The 24072-nt window shown below is 37.4% G+C and carries 13 protein-coding genes; 5 read left to right on the plus strand and 8 right to left on the minus strand.

From position 1 onward, the window contains the following. The first annotated feature begins 14 nt into the window (after positions 1 to 14). From ACFIJ8_RS02105 to tsaE, 4 genes are all read left to right on the plus strand, one after another. A complete protein-coding gene (locus ACFIJ8_RS02105) occupies positions 15 to 1013 on the plus strand; it encodes a complex I NDUFA9 subunit family protein (RefSeq protein ID WP_273787523.1) in 999 nt (332 codons plus the stop codon). Between the two features lie 718 nt (positions 1014 to 1731). Further along, a complete protein-coding gene (ahcY, locus tag ACFIJ8_RS02110; RefSeq protein ID WP_375628013.1) occupies positions 1732 to 3129 on the plus strand; it encodes an adenosylhomocysteinase in 1398 nt (465 codons plus the stop codon). A gap of 33 nt (positions 3130 to 3162) precedes the next feature. Next, positions 3163 to 5628 carry a PAS-domain containing protein gene (locus ACFIJ8_RS02115; RefSeq protein ID WP_375638876.1) on the plus strand — a complete coding sequence of 822 codons (2466 nt, stop codon included), beginning with the start codon at positions 3163 to 3165 and terminating at the stop codon, positions 5626 to 5628. Between the two features lie 51 nt (positions 5629 to 5679). Then, positions 5680 to 6150: a tRNA (adenosine(37)-N6)-threonylcarbamoyltransferase complex ATPase subunit type 1 TsaE gene (gene tsaE, locus ACFIJ8_RS02120; RefSeq protein WP_273787526.1), complete on the plus strand. Its 471-nt coding sequence runs from the start codon at positions 5680 to 5682 to the stop codon at positions 6148 to 6150. A gap of 776 nt (positions 6151 to 6926) precedes the next feature. Here tsaE and trxA read toward each other — a convergent pair. From trxA to ACFIJ8_RS02150, 6 genes are all read right to left on the minus strand, one after another. Continuing rightward, on the minus strand, positions 6927 to 7250 hold the full coding sequence (gene trxA, locus ACFIJ8_RS02125; RefSeq protein ID WP_012754458.1) for a thioredoxin: 324 nt from the start codon (positions 7248 to 7250) through the stop codon (positions 6927 to 6929). A gap of 175 nt (positions 7251 to 7425) precedes the next feature. Beyond that, a complete protein-coding gene (addA, locus tag ACFIJ8_RS02130) occupies positions 7426 to 10902 on the minus strand; it encodes a double-strand break repair helicase AddA (protein ID WP_375638879.1) in 3477 nt (1158 codons plus the stop codon). Positions 10903 to 10904: 2 nt separating this feature from the next. Further along, the gene (addB, locus tag ACFIJ8_RS02135) at positions 10905 to 14024 is read right to left on the minus strand and encodes a double-strand break repair protein AddB (protein WP_375638881.1); all 3120 of its coding nucleotides are present in this window, start codon (positions 14022 to 14024) and stop codon (positions 10905 to 10907) included. A 731-nt stretch (positions 14025 to 14755) separates the two neighbouring features. Further along, complete coding sequence (locus tag ACFIJ8_RS02140; RefSeq protein WP_375638883.1) at positions 14756 to 16330, minus strand: peptide chain release factor 3; 1575 nt, start codon at positions 16328 to 16330, stop codon at positions 14756 to 14758. Beyond that, entirely contained in the window at positions 16330 to 17991 is a 1662-nt protein-coding gene (locus ACFIJ8_RS02145) for a lysine--tRNA ligase (RefSeq protein ID WP_273787531.1), read from the minus strand. Before ACFIJ8_RS02145 ends, ACFIJ8_RS02140 begins: the two co-directional genes overlap by 1 nt. Before the next feature lie 377 nt (positions 17992 to 18368). After that, positions 18369 to 19604: an argininosuccinate synthase gene (locus ACFIJ8_RS02150; RefSeq protein ID WP_273787532.1), complete on the minus strand. Its 1236-nt coding sequence runs from the start codon at positions 19602 to 19604 to the stop codon at positions 18369 to 18371. Between the two features lie 170 nt (positions 19605 to 19774). Here ACFIJ8_RS02150 and ACFIJ8_RS02155 point away from each other — a divergent pair, with 170 nt between their 5' ends. Next, entirely contained in the window at positions 19775 to 20422 is a 648-nt protein-coding gene (locus tag ACFIJ8_RS02155) for a LysE family translocator (protein ID WP_273787533.1), read from the plus strand. A gap of 496 nt (positions 20423 to 20918) precedes the next feature. Here the strand turns inward: ACFIJ8_RS02155 and rlmN are convergent, their stop codons facing one another. Both rlmN and ACFIJ8_RS02165 read right to left on the minus strand, forming a co-directional pair. Continuing rightward, positions 20919 to 22145, minus strand: a complete 1227-nt coding sequence (gene rlmN / locus ACFIJ8_RS02160) for a 23S rRNA (adenine(2503)-C(2))-methyltransferase RlmN (protein ID WP_012754451.1) — start codon at positions 22143 to 22145, stop codon at positions 20919 to 20921. A gap of 42 nt (positions 22146 to 22187) precedes the next feature. Next, positions 22188 to 22691 (minus strand): invasion associated locus B family protein, encoded by a 504-nt coding sequence (locus ACFIJ8_RS02165; RefSeq protein ID WP_273787736.1) that lies wholly within the window; start codon positions 22689 to 22691, stop codon positions 22188 to 22190. Between the last annotated feature and the right edge of the window lie 1381 nt (positions 22692 to 24072).

The following is a 24072-nucleotide window of genomic DNA, read 5'->3' on the forward strand; positions in this document are numbered from 1 at the left end:
TAGACTTTTTAATCATGCAACTTGATTATGCACTTTATCAACATCCTAAACTTATTACTGTTTTTGGCGGATCTGGTTTTGTAGGACGACATGTCGTTGAAACTTTGACTAAGCGGGGATATCGCGTTCGTATCGCTGTTCGTTATCCACAAAAAGCTTATTACATGCTCCAAATAGGAGAAGTAGGACAAACCCAAATGCTTAAAACGGATATCAAGCATCGTGCCTCTGTTGCACGCGCGTTGCTTGGAGCTGATGCGGCAGTGTTTTTACCTGGTAGCTTAAAACAAGCAAATCAATCGAATTTTAAAAACACACAAATTGATGGTGCTTACAATGTTGCTGAATTAACAGCACAAGCTGCTATTCCACTCATCTATATGTCAGCACTTGTGGCTAACGAGAATGCTTCATGTCTTTATGCACGTGTTAAGTTTATGGGTGAACAAATCGTTCATAACAAGCATCCTCAAGCAATTATTATCCGTCCATCCGTTATCTTTGGACCAGAGGATTGTTTCTTTAACACCTTAGCAGATTTGTCACGTTTTTTACCAATTATGCCTCTTTTTGGGGGTGGGCAAAGCAAATTGCAACCCGTGTATGTTGGTGACGTTGCTGAGTTTATCGCGCGCGCTTTAGATGGACAGGTTGCTTGGGGAAAAAATTATGATCTTGGTGGTCCCCAGATTATCACTTTCCAAAATACTCTTGAAAATATACTCAAAATTATTCACCGTAAAAAAACAATCCTATCCATGCCCCTTTCTGCTGGTCTATTGATTGGAGGAATTTTGGGAACTATCGGTAAATTGCCTTTTGTACCAACACTCGTAACAGCCAATCAGATACGTTTTTTGCAAATGGATAACATTGTTTCTAAAGAGGCTATAGAGAATGGATATACTCTAGAAGGTGTGGGAATTACCCCCAGAGCAATGGCTGCATTCTTGCCAAGTTATCTTTGGCGATTTCGTCCACATGGTCAATTTTCGCAAAACTTATTCGTCTAGAATAAATTTTTCCAAAACTGAGTTAATTATTTGATTTATAATTTATAGCTCGTTGTTAGCGATTCTGAAATCAGAATGCTCAATAGAGTAATGTTTTTGCGTTTTAAATGCTCTATTCAGTATCACAAAAAATGTTTAATCGTATACCTATAGTATTTTGATAAAAATCGTTGAAAACAGGAGAAAAGCACTTCTTATACACTGTCTTTATCCAAGAGCAGATGCAACATTGGAATCCTAAAGAACCGATTCTGAATTGCCTATTCATAAATATGATAACCTATGGCTTTGCATTATATTATTTTGGTAGAAAGCTTAATAATGAGATTAAAGTAAGGTAATACTTCCTTTTTCAACAATCGCATAAGCGAGTAGAATATAAGTATTCTACTTTCGATATTATCCCATAAAAAATCGATATAAAAACTGTGAAGCAATGCACAATTTTTATTATTTAAAAGGTATTCTCCCTGGAGATTTTTAAAAGCTTTAAAGTTACGTGAAAAGGATAGAGTTTTGTTTATATAATAAGACTTATCATGAAGATCTCTTATTCTGTCAGTAACATCATTACTCAGATTCATAAATGCATATTTGTTGCACAAATTTATGGAGATTTTAAAAGAGCTTTTTCACATAAAGAAGTCCTCTTCTTGTCTTGCATTTTTTTTTAATTTCTCCTACCGTCTTGGAAAAACTTATTTTAAAGGAATAAAGAATGGCAGCTCAAGATTTTGTTGTCAAAGATATTGCACTTGCCGCTTATGGTCGTAAAGAACTTGATATTGCTGAAACTGAGATGCCTGGTTTGATGGCTTGTCGTAAGGAGTTTTCCTCTAATCAACCTTTGCGCGGAGCACGTATTTCTGGCTCATTGCACATGACAATTCAAACAGCTGTTTTAATTGAAACATTAAAAGCGATTGGCGCCGATATACGGTGGAGCTCTAGCAATATTTTTTCTACGCAAGACCATGCAGCAGCAGCTATCGCCGCAACTGGTATTCCTGTATTCGCCGTTAAGGGTGAAACATTAGAAGAATATTGGACTTATATAGATGCAATTTTCCAATGGCCAGATGGTAATCCTTCCAATCTTATTTTAGATGATGGCGCTGATGCCACAAACTATATTTTAATGGGAAGTCGTGCAGAACAAAATAAAGCTATCCTATCGCATCCCAAAACAGAAGAAGAAGAAATTTTTTTCAAACAAATACAAAAGCGTATGGATGCAACGCCAGGATTTTTTACACGACAGCGCGCAGCAATTAAAGGTGTAAGCGAAGAAACCACAACAGGTGTAAACCGTCTTTATCAGTTACAAAAAGAAGGGCTTTTGCCTTTTCCTGCTATTAATGTCAATGATAGCGTCACTAAATCAAAGTTTGATAATAAATATGGATGTAAAGAATCATTGGTCGATGGTATTCGACGTGGAACAGACGTGATGATCGCTGGTAAAACTGCCATTGTCTGTGGTTATGGTGACGTAGGAAAAGGTTCAGCAGCATCTCTTTCTGGTGCTGGGGCTCGTGTTAAAGTAACAGAAATTGATCCTATTTGCGCTCTTCAAGCAGCTATGGATGGCTATGAAGTTGTTAATTTGGATGATGCTGCTTCCAGTGCTGATATTATCATCACGACAACAGGCAATAAAGATGTTGTTCGTTTAGACCATATGCGACAAGTAAAGGATATGTGTATTCTTGGAAATATTGGTCATTTTGATAACGAAATCCAAGTCGCAGCCCTTAGAAATTTGCCATGGACAAATATTAAACCACAAGTTGATATGATCACCTTTCCCGATGGAAAACGCATCATTTTGCTCTCTGAAGGGCGTTTGTTAAACCTCGGGAATGCGACTGGGCATCCCTCTTTTGTCATGTCAGCCTCGTTTACTAATCAAGTTTTAGCGCAAATTGAACTTTTTACCCGTGCAGAACACTATACAAATGAAGTCACTGTTTTGCCTAAACATCTTGATGAAAAAGTTGCACGTCTACATCTTGATCGGTTAGGAATAAAATTAAGTGTTTTATCAGAAGAACAAGCCGCTTATATTGGAGTCACACCACAAGGACCTTATAAACCAAACCATTACCGTTACTAAACATTTCCTTGGGTTAAAAAAGGGAAAGATGTCGTGCGCAGCTTTGGTGACTATAACCCCAAAGAAAAAGCTCAAAAAATGATTCGAATCTATGCGTATATATTTTGCCTTTTTTTCTTTTTTTCTCCAACATGCGCTGTTGCTCAGCCACTGGAAGGTTATCTACCATTTTTCTTCACTTTACTAGATGGTCCATGGCTGCTTTTAGCGCTGTGTGGAGGAATTTCTTGTGCTTCACTTCTCACGTGCCTAGCTGTTATTATGCGTGCAAAAAAAACTGCACAGAAGCCTTTGAAGATAATTCAGGCAAATTTTTCTGAAAAACTTAAATATTATGAATGGCTTCTGGAAGAAACCGAGCAATTCCTTCTTATTTGGGAAAATCCAACAACCTTACCCCGTGTCGTTGGTGCCCTTTCTGCATTGCAAAAAATAGGAATCGACCAGAAAGATTTTCAGCGTTTTGAGCTCTGGGTTGAAGAAAATTCTCTGCGAGAACTTGATTATGCATTGACTCAACTACGTTGTAAATGTCACCCTTTTGATCTTTCTATCACCACCACAAACAATGTATTGCTGCAAGTTACAGGAGTCATCGCAGGAACAGTCGCTATTGCTCGTTTTCAAGATATCTCAAAACAACAGAGTGAAAATGCTCGTTTACAGAAAGATATCGCCCGCCTTCTTACTGAACTGAGAATGCAGCGTAATCTTCTTGATCTTATTCAAGAGCCCGTATGGATAAAAGATTGTGAAGGAAAAGTTTGTTTTATCAATCGCGCCTTTAGAGAAATGACAGATTTTCGTGAAGGCAGTGATGAAGTGGGGGATCTTTTCAATGAAAATACACAACGCAAAACAGATGAAACAGAAACAATTTTTCAAGAACATGTTCACACAGTTATTGATGGAGAACGACATCGTTTTCATCTCACACGTATTACAACAGCCGAAGGGATGGCAGCTTTTGCGCGTGATGACAGCGCATATGAAAATCTTGCTCATGAATTAAGTTATGTTCTTCAAAGCCATTGTGAAACACTTGACCAAATTTCAACAGCTGTAGCTATTTTTGATACAAACCAAAAATTAAAATTCTGTAATCATGCTTTTAAAATTTTATGGCCGTTGGAGACTTCCTTTTTAGAAAGTGAACCAAGCCATACATTATTTCTTGAACGTCTACGTGAAAAAGGGCTCATTGCTGAACACCCCGATTGGCGCGCATGGAAAGAAGAACTTTTTAAAGCCTATCGACAAACAGAATCGAACCAACAAATTTGGAATCTTCCAGATGGGCGTACGGTGCGTGTTATCTCGAACCCTCATCCACAAGGAGGTGTCACTTGGCTTTACGAAAACCTTACAGAAAAAATTGATCTTGAACGCCGTTATAATACACTTATTAAAATACAAGGTGAAACACTTGATAAACTTTCCGAAGGCGTGGTTGTTTTTGGTACTGATGGACGCCTTCGTTTATCGAATCCTGCCTTGTCGAAATTGTGGTCTCTTCCTTATAATTTACTGGTAGAAGGGACCCATATTACACAGTTACAAAGCCATTGTTCAGCCTTAACCTTAGGACAAGAATGGGATCAATTTACCAAATTCATTACCGGTTTTGCTGAAAAACGTGAAACATATTCAGGTCGTATAGATCTTAAAAATGATATGATTATTGACTATACTCTGGTTCCTCTTCCCGATGGACAAACAATGCTTACTTTTGTGAATGTTACAGATACTGTCCATGTTGCACGTGCTCTTCAAGAAAGAAATGAAGCATTAGAAAGTGCTGATCGTTTGCGTAATGAATTTGTCCAACATGTTTCCTATGAATTGCGTACACCTCTCACCAATATTATTGGATTTTCGGATATTTTACGTGATCAAATTTTCGGCTCTATCAATAAACGTCAACAAGAATATCTTGGGCATATTCATTCAGAATCAGGAACTCTTTTAAATATTGTTAACGATATTCTTGATCTTGCTACCCTTGATGCAGGCATTATGGAGTTGGACATAAAATCGGTTAATATTGCAGATGCTATGATACAAGCAGTAGCACGTATAGAAGATCGCCTTAATGGACGTCATATTACGCTTTTACAACAAATTTCTCCTTCCTTAAATTCCATTTCTGCTGACGAAAAACGCTTGCATCAAATTTTTGTGAATGTGCTGAGTAATGCTATTAATTTTGCAACGGAGGCGAGCACTATTGAATTTTGCGTCGATGAACAAGATGATAATATTGTCTTTAGCGTTCACAATGAAGGCTCTGATATTCCAGAAGACGTCCTTGATCGTATTTTTAAACGTTTTTCTTCTCATTCACACCATGGCGGGCGTGCAGGAGCGGGTCTTGGCCTTTCCCTTGTGAAGAGTTTCGTTGAACTACACGGTGGACATGTTGAGATTCTTACCGGTTCTGGAAAAGGAACAACAGTTAAATGTTTTTTCCCACTTCCCAAAGGAGATAAGATTTTTTAATTTCAATCTTTATTATAACAAAAATTTTTCATCCATTTCATGGAACTCTTAATGAATTTTAGTTTTTTTCTTGAAAATGAAGAGGCAACAAAGCTTTTTGCACAACATTTAACCCTTTCTTTAAAGCCGGGGGATCTTGTAACGCTGCAAGGAGATCTTGGAACTGGAAAATCAACTATTGCACGTACCATCATCCAAACACTTGCGAATGATAACACTATGGATGTTCCAAGCCCTACTTTTACTCTTGTGCAAAGCTATCAACTTCCACAGTTTGAAATTATTCATGCTGATCTTTACCGCCTTTCTATGGCAGAAGAAATTGATGAATTAGGGCTTCATGAAGCTCGTGAGAAAAATATTTTACTTGTTGAATGGCCAGAAAGAAATACAGCTCTTTTAGAGCTCGCCACTTTTGCACTCACCTTACACTATAAAGAACATGGGCGTCATGTAACACTCAGATCAGCACAACATGCCATTGAACGTTTGCAACAGTCTTTTGCAATTCGTACATTTTAAAAAAACATCGACATGAGCATGAACATCATCATTTTTTAATTGATAATACCTCAATACGTACCGAAATTTGAGATGATGAACAACATAAAGAAGTCCCTCATGGATGTATCAACTATGAAGATGAGATGAAATACTGGCTCTTTTATATAACAATGACATAAATTGCAAAGGACATCCGTTAATTTATAGAAATTTATCAATTTATTTTAGAGAATGTTTTTTGCCTTTCATACTTTTAGTAAAGGCTTCAAAAAAAGTCCTTTGATTCTAGAGAATAGTGTAAGAGAATTTTAAATTGAAGTGGTAACCCTTTAGAAGAGCATTATATAACCTGTAGTGAATTGCTTGCTTCTTTCTGCTTAAAAATTGTGAACTTCAGAAAAGTAATTTGCAAAGTTTTTTCTTAAAATCTCCTTTCATGATTGCGAAGGACTCCAAACAAAAATCTCCTTATTTCTAGATTCATATTGCCTTTTTATGTGTTGAAAGCACTGTCTATCTCTATAGTCTTATTCAAGAAGAAAATACCTTTATGAAATTATCATTCACCCAATATTTTTGACGCGCATATAAGGAAAGAATTGCCTATATTCTTCATACAGGGCAATTTTTTATAAAAAATAGTCAATTGAATCATGCATAAAAGTACGAATTCTTAAATTCATTTAACATTTTGATTTTATTATCTTTTTATTATAATATAATGCAAAAAAGAATGTTTAAAAAATCAAAAGGAGAGACAAAGCTTCTCTCCTTTATGGTGATTATATGTGGAATTAACTAAGCCCATCTTTTATCCATTCAGAAAGACGTCCTTTAGAGGTAGCGCCAACCATATTCGATGAAATATTTCCATTTTTAAACATTAATAATGTAGGGATAGAACGTACTCCGTATTGGGTAGCCAGTTCCGGATTTTCATCAATATTTACCTTAGCAATTTTAACTTGATTTTGCATTTCCATTGAAATTTCATCCAAAATTGGAGCAATCATTTTGCAAGGGCCACACCATTCTGCCCAAAAATCAACCACAACAGGGGTGGAAGAGGTTAGAACTTCACTTTCGAAATTGTCCTTATCAACTTTTATACACGTCATTGATTTATCCTTTATATTCACTCTTTATAGATTGGTATGATAACAATTCATATCAAGTTATTGCAAAGATAAATTATTAAAGGACTTTTTTACACCAGAGATTGTGCATTGTGTTTGTTTGGGCGATTTTATGAAAGTAAAAAAGTGTAAGAATACTTTGAAGGAAAGGAATAACTTATAAGGCAACTTCACCAAGAAATGCCTCGAGTTTTTCTGGAGAAAGCTTAAAAATTTTGGCTTCTTTACTGTAGATAAGCAGAGCTTGGATATCTTTATCAGGATGAATAGCTTGTAATAATTTTCGGTAAAGAGCCATTTGCAACCAGTGATGGGAAGCAATAGCAGCTTCATTTTCTGGCGGGGTTCCTGTTTTAAAATCGGCAAATATGATGCTGTTTTGCGTGATGTAGAGACGGTCAATTTGACCAGAAATTGCGTGTTCTTTTCCACGAATTTTTACAATACCCATTAAGGAAACCTCAGCACGTGAATGCTCAGAAAAAAGGGGCTTGAGGTAAACATGATCTAATATTTTCCAAACATGGCGAAGAGCATCTTCTCTTTGGCTCTCATACCAATGAGAGGCTTTGATATTGAGATAGTTTCGAGCATAATCTCGACGTTTTTGTGGGGGGTAATCGGGTAAATATTGTAATAATCGGTGAACGATATTACCATATTCAATGGAAAAAGCTCTGTTAGTGTTTGTTTCTCCTAAAACAGGGGAGATGGTAAGCTGTTTTGGACTTGAGGACAGCTCTGTATCAGCTTCAATGGCAAGGCTCGCGACTGAGGGTTTTAACGGTTTTGGTAGCACTGGCTCTTCTGGTACTTTATGGGAGAAAAAAGCAGGCAAAGGTGGTAAGGTTTGGCATTCAGCGCAAGGGACTTTTGGGTTTATAGAAGCAGAAGAAGGAGGTGTAATACAATAACGCCAAGCTGCAATATCTTCCGCAGAATCTTTTATAGCAAGAGCATGCGGTTCGAGGGCTTTTTTTACCAGTTGTAACCATGTATGAGATGGCGTTTTCTGTCCTTTATATCCACAAATAAACAAGCGATCTTCAGCGCGTGTCATGCCTACATAAAGAAGGCGCCTATATTCTTCTTCTGCACGCTCTTTTAAGTGTGAAATTGCTTGTTTAGAGAGTTTTGTATCAAACTTTTCATTGGGACGCCAAATAAAGGCTTGTTTTCCTTTCCATTTTGCATTGTTTAAAGGAACTTTAAGCAAATGAGGCGCATGCTGAGGATGCCAAATCGCACTACCAGGATCGACTAAAAACACAATAGCAGCCTCTAGTCCTTTTGCAGCATGAACAGTCATGATGCGGATTTCTTCATTATTTTGTTCAAATTCACGTTTAATTTCTGGTTCGCTTGCACTTAATGTTTCTAAAAAAGCTTGTAATCCTGGTAATCCTGTTTTTTGAATAGTAAGCGTATAATCCATAAAAGCATCGAGCACATCATTTGCTTCAGATCCTAAACGAGACAGAATTTTTTGTCTTCCCTTATCATTATTCAAAATATGGCTATAAAACTCGAAAACCGGTATTTTATCCACTAAAGCGCGATAATGGTTTAGCTTTTCAAAAGCATCTTTAAAAGATGCCTGCGATGATGCGTGCGTAAATAAGCTTTGCCAAAGAGAGCCGGTGCGGTGTGCAGCAAGCTGATAGAGTTCCTCTTCACTAAGAGCAAAAAGGGGGCTTTTTAAAACACAAGCAAGAGAAAGATCATCTTGTGGCTGCAAAACAAAACGCGCAAGCGCCATTAAATCACGGATACTAATATGTTTGGTAAGCTGTAAACGATCAGCCCCTGCTACGGGAATATTGCGGTGTTTAAAAGCACGAGAAAGAGCTGAGACAAATTGATCACGTTTACGAACCAAGATCATAATATCACTTGCACGTATTAAGCGTCCTTTTGCTGGAAGCATTTCACCTTTTTGTAACCAGTTGGCAATAGTTTCAGCAATTTTTTCTGCTAAACGAACTTCAGGGGTATCTAAATGATCAACGCTTAAATGCCAATCATGAGGAAATTCACTCGTTTCTTGGGAAATAGCATCCCATATAACAACTTCACCGGGACTGTTAACACGAATAGCTTCATGCACCGTTTTTGTATTTTCTGCCGAAAGTCCTTTGTAGTTTTCTGGTGTTTCAAAAACAATATCAACGCTTTTAAGAACATCCGCTGTAGAACGAAAAGAGTAATGCAGTTGTATTTTTTCAAATTGCTGATTTGTTTGCTGCACTTTTTTTTGAATGATTCGTCCATTTTCAGCAAAATTTTCTGGAGCTGCGCCTTGAAAAGAATAAATAGATTGCTTTTCATCTCCAACAGCAAAAAGAGTCCGTATATTTGTTCGTTGGCTATAACCTGAGAAAAACTCTTGTGCCAACAGTTGAATAATTTGCCATTGCTCAGGATTAGTATCTTGTGCTTCATCAAGTAGAATGTGATCAAGACCACGATCAAGTTTATAATGCACCCATTGGCTTGCACCTTTACGCTGTAATAAATGAAGTGTACGCTCAATAAGATCGTCAAAGTCTAAGAAGCCATTAGCCTTTTTTAGATTCGTATAGATTTTGAGATAAACAGCACATAACTGAAAAGCAGCCATATTGAGAGTAGCAACTTTTGCACATTGATATTTCTCTAAAAGAATAGAAAGCTTGTTTTGTTTATCTTCAAGCATTTGTTGAATAAAGGGCCAAATTTGGTCTGACTTTTTACGAGATAAATGTGAAAACTTACGTGGCTCACCTTTTATTGTAAAATAAATATCAGAAATAATATTGAGAATATTTGTCTCATCATGCACCTTTTCTAATTGGGAAAGTTTTTCCACCATATCCTTGCAGCTTTGACTGCCATTGGTTTCACAATGGTTAAGAGCATAAAGAGGAAGGCGCGCTGTCTGTTTAATTTGTTCCAATAGACATTGGTTTGTTTCATCTGGCGCTAAGTTAAAAAGTGCACGCAATTTCTCTTCTCCATTTTCAGATAGAAGAGAAGATAAAAAATCAGATAATTTATGTTGCTTTTCCGTTGCTTCATAGAGCAATTGATTAAAAGTATGTTCGCTAATAACTTTAAATAACTGTTGCAAAGCAGGCTGTACATCACGACGAGCTAAAAGTTGGCGACGAGATTCTTGTAGTAATTTTTTTCGACTGATATCATCGGGAAGTTCAAAATGCCCTGCAATATTGGCTTCTAACATGAATTGATGCAAGAGAGATTCACAAAAAGCATGAATCGTTTGGATTTTTAAGCCACCAGGCGTTTCGAGGGCACGCGCGAAGAGTTGTCGTGCATAAGTTAGTTTTTGCGCATTAACAGGTTTTTTTTCAAACCGTGTTAAGGTTTCCTGCAGCTGTGCATCATCGAGTTCATTCCAACTGGAAAGCGTGCGAAAAATTCGTGATTGCATAACAGCAGCAGCAGCTCTTGTATAAGTAAGGCATAAAATACGTGCTGGAGGCGTACCGTTTAAAAGCAAACGGATAACACGTTCACTTAAAACATGGGTTTTTCCAGATCCAGCATTTGCAGAAACCCACACGTTTTTTTGGGGATGTGTTGCCGTTGCTTGTGCATCAAGAGCGGCTTCAGGAATAGAAAAAATCGTCATGATTACTCTTCTTTATGAAAACCACTTGACCATTCCCACAACCGAGCCAAATGGTCGTAGTCACCTTCATATCGTTTTGACATGGGGACAGCATGTGAGAGATAGCCTTGTTGTGGATTTTGATAATAAGTTATGAGTGCGATAAGGTTTTCCCATGCATTTTCACCAAGATTAACAGCACTTAGGTGAATTTTTCCGTCTTTTTTCTTTAAAAGAATTGATTGGGATTTAATTTCACCTTTTTTGTTAAGGGGAATGTAAAATAAATTTGAGGGAGTAAAATCTTGAAAATCTGGGAATCCCCCTTGTATGAGTAAAGCTGTTTCTAAAGCCAATTGCGGAAATAATAATTCACGAACTTGTTTTGATGAAGGAGGGGTACCGGTTTTGAAATCTAGAATTTCAACTGTTTTATCTGGCAAAACATCAAGACGATCAGCACGTCCTGAAAGGGTTACCCCTGTTGTTCCTATAGGGATTTTTTGTGATACCACTTCCGAATATCGCTCTCGCAGTCCTAAACTTTGTTCCCATTGAATAAGGCGTGGAGCAAGATTTTCAAAACTATTCCACCAAATTACTTCAATGTCGGGTGGAAAATTGAATTTATCAAACTCTTTACGTCCAATAGAAAGCAGTGCATTGAGTGCATTTGCAGCATTTGGATTTTTTATTTGTGTGCAAAAGGCTGCAAGAATAGCGTGATAAAGTGTTCCACGTTCTGAAGCGCTAGGATCATGAATAAGTTCTTTAAGTGGTTTGAGCCGTAAAATTTTTTTAGCATAAATAGCATAAGGATCATACCGCAATGTTTCTATTTCAGTGACTGAAAAATGTCGCGGGCGTATATCAAGAGGTGGAGCAGGGCAAGGACGTTCCACCTCAGAAGTTATGCTTGTATGATCAAGCATCTTTGCCCAATGGCGTAGTATTTCACCTCGTTCACGGATTTTTTTCCAAACCTGTTTCCCTACAACTGTTTCCATGCGTTGTAGCCAGCGAGAAGGAATGGAGGGTGTATGATTAACGCGCAATGCGCGACTCATCACCACTTTATCCATTCCCATCGCCCATTGAAAATCATGCGCGGAAAGACCAATACGCTGCTCTGGTGGCTCCAGAGTTAACATCATTTTCATCGGTCGCGATAAAAAAGCATCATTTCGGGTTGATATCGGCCATGACCCTTCATTAAGACCGCCGATGACCACTGTATCAACTGTTTGCAAACGTGATTCCAAAGTACCCCAGATGAATAAACGTGGATGTCCTCCAGGCGAAGGTGTGACGGAACGGGTTGCTATTATGGCAGAAAACATAGCAGGCCATTCGCAAAGATGAAATGTTAATCCTGATTGATCACTGACCAATTCACGTAAAAATTTTGATAGGGCTTGTCCTGCTTCGTGTTGATAAAGATGTGCAAGAGAATTATCTTCATTGCGACCAAAATTTTCAAAAACCTCAACAGTTGCTATCGCAGCTTCGTTGATGGTGCATTCTTTCTCTTTTTTCATAAGAGATGTTAAAGGTTCAACAGCTTTCCTCAAAAGATGACAAAGGAAACGTGCTTCTTCACATTTCTGCTGATCAAGAGCGTTGATTTCAGAACTATTATGAAAGTATGTTTCAATCCATTTTTCAAGAAATTGATCACATTCGCAAAGATTGATACGCCCTGTATTTCCTCGAAGAATAAAAAGTTCAAAATTTTCTGCCATTTCGCGTAAACGATGACGGTTTTGTTGGAGTGTTGTCAGTGGATGTTTAAGAAGAGAAAGAAAAGCAATGGGATCATCGGGTTGCAACACATTTTCTAAGATAAGTCGTAAGAGAGTTACAGGTAATGTTTGTGCAAGTGGTATTCCGCCTGAATCATTTGCTTCAATTCCAAATCTCTGTAATTCCACAGCAACACGGCGTGCTAAATTACGGTCATTTGTAATAAGGGCCGCAGTTTTTTGGGGTTCTTCAATAGCTTTGCGTAAGGTAATAGCTATAGCGAGAGCTTCTTCACGTTCATTTATAGCTTCAATAAATGACCAATCTGCACAAAGATTTTCATAATCATCACGGACAATTTGTATCCATTTATCTGTTGTAGAAGCTGGTCGGAGTGCTTCTGATAAAAGAGCCATTCGTCTTTTCTTTGTTATACTTTGTTGGCCAATTTCGCAAACATGATGACGTTGACACTCCATGAGAGTTAGAAGTTTTTTTAAATGATATTGAGGATGGCTAAAAACATTTTCTGCAGGATCAAAAAAATCACAAGCTGTTTTTTCTTTATTGCTTGTGCTTAGTGCATTCCATTGTTCTTCATCCATATGAAGATCAAGGCCAGGAAGAACAACAGCCCCTTTTGGCAAAGAAGCTATAACCTTTAAAAGATGAGAAACTGCAGGCATAGAACCTGACACACCAGCTGCAATGACCGGTTTATCAGGCGGCATACGTCGTAAAGTCTCTGCATGCATTGTGAGTGCTTGATTACGCCATTCAGCGGGATTACTTCGTTGTCTTTCTGTCAAGATTTTTGGCCAATTTTGCGTAACAATAGTCAAGAAATCGAGCGTTATTTGCCACCATTCAGCGACTATATCAGGTGCAATATTTTTAAGTTTTGACCAGTCTGCTCCTTCTGTTTCAATTTCGTCCATCAAGTGTGCTAAATCTTGCGCAAGCCAAATCGCATCAGCACTATGAGCCGGAATAAGCACATCTTCTGTGCCAAACATGGCACGCAGATGCGCAGGTAAATTTTCACGCCATGGACGAATAAGGCGTGCTAAAAGTAAAAGACGTTCGCTTTCTCCAATAGGCGGATCGAGAGCGCTGGTATGATTTTCCAAAAAAAGGAAACTGTCTTCATCTACATCTCCTAGAGCACGAATGGTTGGCAAGAATGTTGATTGTGTATCACTTCTTTCAACAAAGGCTAAACGCAAAGCGCGAGCAGCACGACGTGTCGGAACATAAATAAGGCTATCGGCAATGGCAGTTTGAATATCTCCACTGGAAGCGAAATTATCAATAAGGCTACCAGAGAGTAATGCATCAACAAAGTGAGGCAAAAAAGCAGTTCCCGGAGAAATAGAAAAGACACGCGGTTTATAGGTCATATGATCTCATATTTGGGATAACAAATTTCAGCTTATTGATTATTTGTATTATTTTGACTGTATACAATATTTATACAAGGAAAAACTGAAAAGCTATATTTATACAGCAGATTTTTTATTTTAGATTTAAAAAATCAGTTTCATAAATAATACTTTCGAATCCCATAAAAAGCTTGGAAAAAAATAATAATATTTCCACCTTTCACAGCGAAAATAGATTACTTTGATAGAGAGAGTTTTGCAAAAGTTTATCGTGCAAGCCTCTATCTAGGATCACATCCCTTATGCAAAATAGAATGCCCCAAATATCATTATGTTATAATTTTATATGTTTGTTTTTAAAGAGACATCTTTCATTGTACTTGAGCTTACCTCGTAATGTCGTCCCATAAATAATATAAATGAATACTATAACATAAACTTCCGTGAATGGGATAAGATATACCATACACCACCATCGTTACATCACAACACAACAAACCACCATCATCACTTTTTTACCCTCACCCAATATTTTGAAAGCTCTTGGCTATAGAGAAGATTTATAAGAGGTATTGTATTTCTTGCTTCAAGTATTTTACGCACACATCAATCCTACTTATGATATGCAAACAAATGATTTTGATTGTTTCAATATAAGAAACTTATAATATTCAGATTTTTAACCCAATATAAAAAATGATAAATTATCATTATAAATCAAATTATTGTAGAAAAGATTTTTCTTTATTTTAAGAGCGTACTTGGTAATCTTTAAAAGCAGAAAATTTTATTTTAGGAGCTCTTTCTGCCTCATAATTCAATGAAAAATGATTCTCCGCTAAAAAGACTGGATCACCTTCTAAATCATACGCAATAGCAGAGCGGTGATTGCTGAGAAACTTTTGCAACTCATCTTTGCTCTGCGCTGAAATCCAACGACATAAATTAAAACGCGCAGACTCAAAATTCACTGGCAAAGAATATTCTATTTTTAATCGTTCTTTTAAAACATCAATTTGCAAAGCACCAATAACACCAATGAGAGAAGGCGACCCATCATCAGGAATAAACAATTGTACAACCCCTTCTTCAGCCATTTGTTGCAAAGCTTCTTTGAGCTTTTTTGCTTTCATTGGATCGCCCAAACAAACACGACGCAAAATCTCTGGTGCAAAATTTGGTACTCCCTTAAAGAGGATATCTTCTCCTTCAGTCAAAGTATCACCAATACGCAATGTTCCATGATTAGGAATCCCTACGATATCACCAGCATAGGCTTGATCAGCAATTTGGCGTGAACGCGCAAAGAAAAATTGTGGAGCCGAAAGTGTCATTGGTTTTCCTGTTCGAACCAACTTTGTCTTCATACCACGTTCAAGTGTTCCCGAACATACCCGAAAAAATGCAATACGATCACGATGATTAGGATCCATATTTGCTTGAATTTTAAAAACAAATCCCGTCATTTTAGGTTCCATGGCTATGACATTGCGCTGATCTGCACTTTGGTCACGAGGACTTTGACCAAAATCAATAAGCGCATTGATCAAATCACGAACACCAAAATTTCGCAAAGCTGAACCAAAATAAACCGGAGTCATATGACCTTCACGGAAAGCTTGAAGATCAAAATTCTTGCAAACACTTTGAGCGAGTTCTACCCCTTCAATAAAAGTGGAACGTTGATATTCAGGAAGTAAATGGACAACCTCTCTGGGATTTGAAACTATCCGCTGTGTTATCTCATCATCTTTTTGACGAAAACGATTATGATAAAGGTCATAGGTACCAACAAAATCTTTACCCGTACCAATTGGCCATGTTATAGGCGCAGTATCAAGAGCAAGCTTTTCTTCAATTTCATCTAAAAGCTCTATAGGATCACGTGCCTCACGATCCATTTTATTGATAAACGTAACAATAGGAATATCCCGCATCCGACACACTTCAAACAATTTTAATGTTCTAGGCTCAATTCCCCGTGCCGCATCCAAAACCATGACAGCACTATCAACAGCTGTGAGTGTGCGATAGGTATCGTCCGCAAAGTCCTCATGTCCTGGAGTATCTAGGAGATTAAAAATATGATTTTCATATTCAAACGTCATCACCGAAGTTACAACGGAAATACCACGATCACGCTCAATATTCATCCAATCAGAACGGGTTTGAATACGATCTTTTTTGGCTTTTACTTCTCCTGCAAGTTGAATAGCACCACCAAACAATAAAAGCTTTTCTGTCAATGTTGTTTTCCCAGCATCTGGGTGAGCAATAATTGCAAATGTACGGCGTCGCTTTACTTCCTGCACTCTCTTTTCCATTATTCCTCCACAGGACGTGCAAGCGCTTCAGCAATCAGTGCACGCATTTCATTAATCCCATAAAGCGCTATAAATGATCCCCATCGTGGACCTCGCTCTTGTCCCAGAAGGACTTCATACAACATTTGAAAAAAAACATTGGAAACACCAGGCCCACCTTCAGGGCTTTTTTTGCTATGATCTTGATAGCGTTCCGTTAACCGTGCAACATCAAGAAGCATATTTTGTAGCATATTGCCATCAACAGTTTCAGGTAAATTAGCTAATTTTTCATCAATTTGTGCTAATGTTGCTCGTTCGCTATCATCAGGGAGCCGGAATTTTTTGTTTGGTTTAACAAAAACATCAAAATATTTAATGGCAAACTTCACTAATTGATCAAGTTCTGGATAAGTTTGTGCATTTGCTCCTTTAGCGTAACGAGAAATAAAACCCCAAAGAACTTCTGCATTCTCCGCATTTGAAGCACTTACCAAATTTAAAAGCATCGCAAAGGAAACAGGCAAATCAACTTGCGGAGGGCAACCATTATGAATATGCCATACAGGATTATTCAGCCGCTCTTTCCATTCTTGGCGACCATAGGCTGAAAGATGCGCATAATATTCATCCACAGCTTTGGGAATAACATCAAAATAAAGCCTTTTTGCTGTTTTAGGCTTTGAAAACATATAAAGCCCTAAACTCTCTGTTGGGGCATAAGTAAGCCATTCATCAATAGTTAAGCCATTTCCCTTGGATTTGGAAATTTTCTGCCCTTTCTCATCTAAAAAGAGCTCATAGTTGAATCCTTCTGGAGACTTCCCACCTAATACTTTACAAATTTTAGAAGAAAGATTTGTGGAATCAATAAGGTCTTTTCCTGCCATTTCATAATCAATGCCAAGCGCTGTCCAACGCATTGCCCAATCCACCTTCCACTGACATTTAACCTTGCCCCCCGTAACCTCTGTTTCTATGGTTTCTCCTGTTTCTGGTTCGATATAAGTAACTGTACCTTTTTCAACATTACGCTCAATCATCGGTACCTGTAATACTTTTCCAGAAAAGGGAGAAATTGGTAAAAAGAGCGAATAGGTCGCTTGCCGTTCTGCACCCAATGTTGGTAAAATAATTGCCATAACCTTGTCATAACAGGCAAGGATTTTCAAAAGTGTTTCATCAAAACGACCAGAAGTGTAATAATCCGTAGCACTTGCAAATTCATAATCAAAACCAAAACGATCAAGGAAAGCCCGTAGCCGCGCATTATTTGCTGCCCCAAAAGAAGGATAGTCATCTCCAAAAGGGTCGGGTACACGGCTCAACGGTTGACCAAGATAATGTTCCATCCTCTCGCGATCAGGAACATTCTCAGGAACCTTGCGCAAACCATCCATATCATCAGAAAAACAAAGTAATTTTGTTTTTACTTTATTCTCCGTAAGAATATGAAATGCATGACGCACCATGGTTGTACGTGCAACTTCCCCAAAAGTACCAATATGCGGTAAACCAGAAGGTCCATAACCTGTTTCAAATATCACACTGTCTGGATAACCCGTCTTTTCATACCGTTTGATAATCTTACGTGCTTCTTCAAATGGCCAAGTTCTCGATTGAGAAGCCGCATCTTTTAATTCAGGCGTAAGGTTAAGGGTATCACACTGATCACGCATCATTATTTGTCCTAAAAATTACACTCTTTCAAAATAGGGTGTATGGTTCTTGAATTTATTCGTCAATAATAGCAAGCAAAAAGATGAAAATTTCTTTATACTTTTAAGTCACAATACAAAAACCGCCCTTGCTATAAACATATTTTGTTCTGATAAAAATCAAAAACATTCAATATTATAAAGCAAAATTGACTTGTTTTGATTATCAGAGCCTTCATTGCTATTATTATCATGAATTTTGCTTATTATACTGATTTAGTACAAAAGCGAAGCCTCTAACATTGAATGAAAGGACTGCAAAAACCAACAGATAAAAATGCTTAAGTTAGGCATTCCATACAAAAGCACTTCCTCTACTTTACACTTGTCACTGTAATTTTCTATTTCTTTTTTTTGTCACCTTGATGACGCATTGCTAATGTACGCAAACGTAAAGCATTTAATTTAATAAAACCAGTTGCATCTCTTTGATCGTAAGTACCTTGATCATCCTCGAAAGTTACCAACTCACTCGAATAAAGTGATTTTTTACTTTGGCGCCCTTCAACAATCACGTTTCCTTTATAGAGTTTTAACGTGACTTCACCTTCAACATGTTCTTGAGATAAATCAATAGCTGCCTGCAGCATCTTACGTTCCGGCGAAAACCAAAATCCATAATAAATGAGTTCTGCATAACGTGGCATCAATTCATCTTTCAAATGAGCTGCACCACGATCTAGCGTTAAAGATTCTATAGCTCTGTGAGCCGTTAAAAGAATGGTCCCCCCTGGTGTTTCATAAATACCCCGCGATTTCATACCCACAAAGCGATTTTCTACCAAATCTAACCGACCAATACCATTATCGCGCCCATAATGATTTAATTCTGCAAGTAAAGTTGCAGGAGATAAATTTTTTCCATTGATTGAAACAGCATCACCTTTTTTAAAGCCAAGAGTGATTCTGGTTGCTTGATCTGGAGCATCTTCCACCGAAAGAGTACGCATATGGACATATTCAGGAGCAGGAAGTGCTGGATCTTCTAAAATCTTTCCTTCTGATGAAGAATGCAATAAATTTGCATCCACTGAAAAAGGTGCTTCGCCTTGCTTATCCTTTTCTACAGGAATTTGATGTATACGAGCAAATTCAAACAGATCTGTCCGACTCTTAAAATCCCAATCACGCCATGGAGCAATAATCTTTATATCAGGGTTAAGAGCATAAGCGGAAAGCTCAAAGCGTACCTGATCATTGCCTTTGCCCGTTGCCCCATGAGCAATTGCATCTGCTCCTGTTTCCTTAGCAATTTCAATAAGGCGTTTTGAAATAAGTGGGCGTGCAATTGATGTTCCTAAAAGATAAGTTCCCTCATAAACGGTATTGGCTCGAAACATCGGAAAAACAAAATCACGCACAAATTCTTCGCGCAAATCTTCAATATAGATTTCTTTAACACCTAACATTTCAGCTTTACGACGAGCAAATTCTAGCTCTTCCCCCTGCCCCAAATCCGCTGTAAAAGTTACAACTTCAACGCCTAGCGTATTTTGCAACCATTTGAGAATAATTGACGTATCCAATCCCCCTGAATAAGCCAAAACAACTTTTCTAATATTTTGCCACTTCTTCATTTCAAAGTTCTATATGAGCTGCTCTTTTATCTCTACCTAGAAATCAAAACAATGCAACAAATATAAAAATAAATTCTCTTTAAGCAACATTAAAAAGACGCAAAAAACGTAAATAAAAACGCTTTAGAGTGTAAATAATGAATACTGCTTAAAAATAAAAGGAGATTTACGTGTCATTTCTACCGGAGTGGTCTATTGTTGTACAATTTGCTTTAGCATCGTTGATTTTAGCACTTATTCCAGGACCTGATATGATGCTTTCTGTAGGACGAACCATTACACAAAGCAAAAAAGCTGGAATTATGTGCGCCTTGGGTAGTGCAACAGGGTTTGCCATTCAGGTTACCGCTGTAGCACTTGGCTTATCAGCGCTTATTTTTGCTGCGCCACACACTTTTATTCTTCTAAAAATTGCTGGCGCCTTTTATCTCTTATGGTTTTCTTTTCAAGCGTTACGAAGAAATCCAACTTTTTCCTTCGAACAGACATCTTCTAGATCTCAAAGCGCTAAACGTAACTATCTTGCTGGTATTGGAATCAATCTTTTAAATCCTAAAGTTATACTCTTTAATGCGACATTCTTACCACAATTTATCAATGCGGATGATCCTATGGCAACACAAAAGCTACTCTTTTTAGGACTGTCTTATATTCCTATTTCTTTTCCCATTACAATTTCTATCGTTTTTACAGCGCATAAACTTACCAAAATTCTCAAGAAAAATCCTCTTTATATTCGCTTTCTCGACTGGCTTATTGCTGGTACTTTTACTATCTTTGCCCTCCATCTCCTTATAGTTACAAAAATTGATTTATAAATGTAATTTATCGTTTTTAATTTAAATGAGAACAAAAATATTGCAGGATTCTCTCATTTTAAACCTGTTTATTTTGAATCAAACAATATCTTTCCCTTGTACGTTATAAGCGAATCGGGAGTTTTCGTGTGTGAAGCGAAATCTTTTTAAAGAACGTAATAAACAAAAGAGTGAGGCAATATACAATCTCCACTTTTTAAAAGATATTACCGTAGATGCTTTTGAAAGTCATAAAATAGAATTAAAAGGTATGATAATAATATGGAAATTAGTTAAGACCCTTAAGACTTCATATTGCCTCTAAATGAGGTTTCCTCCTCATTTTAGAGATTACGCAAACAGACTGCTATATACAATATTTCCCCCCATTGAGCATATAAAATCTGAAACTGTTCGTCTAGCACTGATCCATCTTAATCTCTGTCTCACACATGCTATTATATGCTGATTTACTGAAAAAAAGCATAGGCTTTAATATCGCAGAAAGTTGCATTAACTAATGACCAATGGCATTTTCAAGTCGCAAACGTTCAGATTTCCGTAAACGCTCTGAAGCTGATTTAAGTTGTCCACATGCCGCTAAAATATCGCGTCCACGCGGTATCCGAATAGGAGAAGCATAGCCCGCTTGATTAACGACATCAGCAAAACGCTCGATTTGCTCCCAATCAGAACACTGATAATTGCTCCCTGGCCACGGATTAAAAGGGATTAAATTGATCTTAGCAGGAATCCCTTTCAATAACTTAATCAATCGCTTAGCATCATCTAAACTATCATTGATATCTTTCAGCATAACATATTCAAAAGTGATTCGTTTTGCATTGGAAAGACCAGGATAATTACGGCAAGCCTCCATTAGTAAAGCAAGCGGATATTTTTTATTAATGGGAACAAGCATATCCCTTAATGTATCGTGTACTGCGTGGAGTGAAATCGCCAACATAACACCAATTTCTTCTCCGGTTCGGATAATTCCAGGAACAACCCCACTGGTTGAAAGCGTAATCCGACGTTTTGATAAAGAAAGCCCGTCGCCATCAGAAGCAATCAATAAAGCTTTTTTAACAGCTTCAAAATTATAAAGAGGCTCTCCCATCCCCATCATAACAATATTGGTAATTTTGCGACCTTCAATGGGAACTATTGCCCCATCAGGGGTATTTTTATCAGGAAAATCACCCAAACAATCACGTGCAACCAATAATTGTGCCAAAATTTCTTCCGCAGTCAGATTGCGAACAAGCATCTGCGTTCCCGTATGGCAAAAAGAGCAAGTTAACGTACACCCTACTTGCGATGAAAGACATAAAGTACCACGTCCTTCTTCAGGGATATAAACCGTTTCAATTTCAACAGGCCTTCCAGCTCCACGTGCAGGAAAACGTAAGAGCCATTTACGCGTACCATCTTTTGATATTTGTTCTCCAACAATTTCTGGGCGCGCAATGGAGAAATGACACTTAAGTGTTTCTTGCATTGCTTTAGAAATATTCAGCATCTCATCAAAATTTGAAACGCCACGCACATAAAGCCAATGCCAAAGCTGACGCACACGCATACGCGTTTGATGCTCTGGTACACCAACTGTCTTTAAAGCCTGCACCATCTCATCTTGCGACAAACCAATTAAAGAGAGCTTAGAACTCTCCTTCACGACCACATTATCTGTTTCTCGCGCAAAACATGAACCAACTGGTCTAAGGTCATAGGAAATGGCCATTGCTTTCCAATTCACATCACTATTTTAGAAATTATCGAAACCTTAATGGCACTTTTGAGCTGCATTTAATGCAGCAGTGACCCCTTTTAAGGAATAAGTATAAGTGGTATGCGTTCCTCGTTTTGATATCGCTTTCACTGTCATATTGCTTCCTGCACGCATAGCAGAAACAAGCTGCTTTTCTAGCTCTGATGAAGCCAACCAAGCTGAGGAATCTTTCGTGAAAAAATCAAAGTCCTTACCTCCAATGGTCACTGTCACTCTCGACCCTTCTTGAAGGGTATAACCAGCCATAAACTGCGGTTCAAACGAAATAGGTGAATGAGAACGCTTGGTAACCAAGAAAAAGTTATCACCATGATTAACTGTCGTTGGAAGAGCCTTCAAAGGTACCGATAACACATAGCAAATCGTATTTTTGGGCGATTTATAAGAATAGGCTCCCCACGCTTCAAATTGATTTAAACGGCTCGGCGTTTGTGCATATGCCACACCCGCTGTAACAAGAACCATTACAGATGCAGCAATAACAGTCTTTTCAAACATCTTCATTTAGCTCACTTCTTTAGTCTCTAACAAGATTCTCTTCATTGGAAAAATTCAACAAAAACTCCTCGATATTCATGTGTTATTGTCTTAATTCCTTCAATAAGCGAAATATTTTCACACTAACCAGAATAGATTTCCACGTTTCATTGTGACCTTTTAATCGTTACCAAAACATAAACTTCTTATTCAATAACCACATTAAAAAATAACATCTTCATTTTATGCTACTCATTTCGTTTTTGTATAAAAAACGATTTCTTTAAGCTATAGAACTTCAAAACGAGATGAAAATATACCATCATTCTGTTAAGAAATAAACCATACTCTTTATGTCACAAGCAATCTGATGCAAAATTTTGAAAATACACCCCGTACTCCCCGCAAAAAAGCTTAATCGCCTTACGAATATCACTTCTCGACTTTATGCATCCAATACATTTATGTTCGCAAAATACTCCATCTCTCACCCATTATAGTGCATTCATACTTCGTATTCAATATCGTCCCGATAACACTTTTTCTCAATCTTCAAAATATCTTGTAAAAATAATAAATATTATCAAGATATTAATAATAAAACATAAAGAATTCAGATTCTATCTCAATAATCACATACCATTTTGTTTCTTTTTATCTTATTTCCCTATATATTTCATCTCCAATTATTAATTTCTAAAATGATTTTAGTAGCTTATAATAGCTTAATCATATTATTTTAATATGTTAGACGATATTTTCCTTTCTGTTACAAAAAACTTCCTAAGAATTCTTTTGGAAAGTTTCCTTCTCTTATTTCTAACTAATTTATAAAACCTTTTCTACAGCAATTCTAACCTTATCGTTTTTTAACAACATTTTAATCAATTAAAGTGGATCTGAATAAATCTTCCCATGCACAAAGCTGTTTCACCCAACCTAAAGCTATAACTTTCATTTTTACCGTACAAAATTGTTTTTTGGCATGGGCTCTATAAAACAGCTGACATCTAAATCATATCTATAAAATAGTTGACCTCCCCACTTGTGAAGAAGCAAACTGGCACCATAACACTATTTTCCAGCTCCCAATGTTTTGCTACAACCCTCGATACTTGAGACGATTCATAGGAAGCATTTTTACCCCTTTCTTGTACAGTTTTTATCCACACGCTAATTCCGTTTACAACATGCAAGAAAATGGTTTTGATTGATTCAACATAAACAGGTTTGAAGTGAGAGAATCTTACAGTATTCGCATCTCTCATCCAACATGCAAGATATTGAATTATATTTATAAATCAATATCTTGCTATCCTGAGGATACACTCTTATTTCTTCTTGAGCATTAAAATATTATCCCTAAACACTCAAACTCAACTTACGAAAAAATTCGATGCAC

It is taken from the genome of Bartonella sp. MF74HXZ (assembly GCF_042194445.1).
In the GTDB taxonomy this organism is placed as follows: Bacteria; Pseudomonadota; Alphaproteobacteria; order Rhizobiales; family Rhizobiaceae; genus Bartonella; species Bartonella grahamii.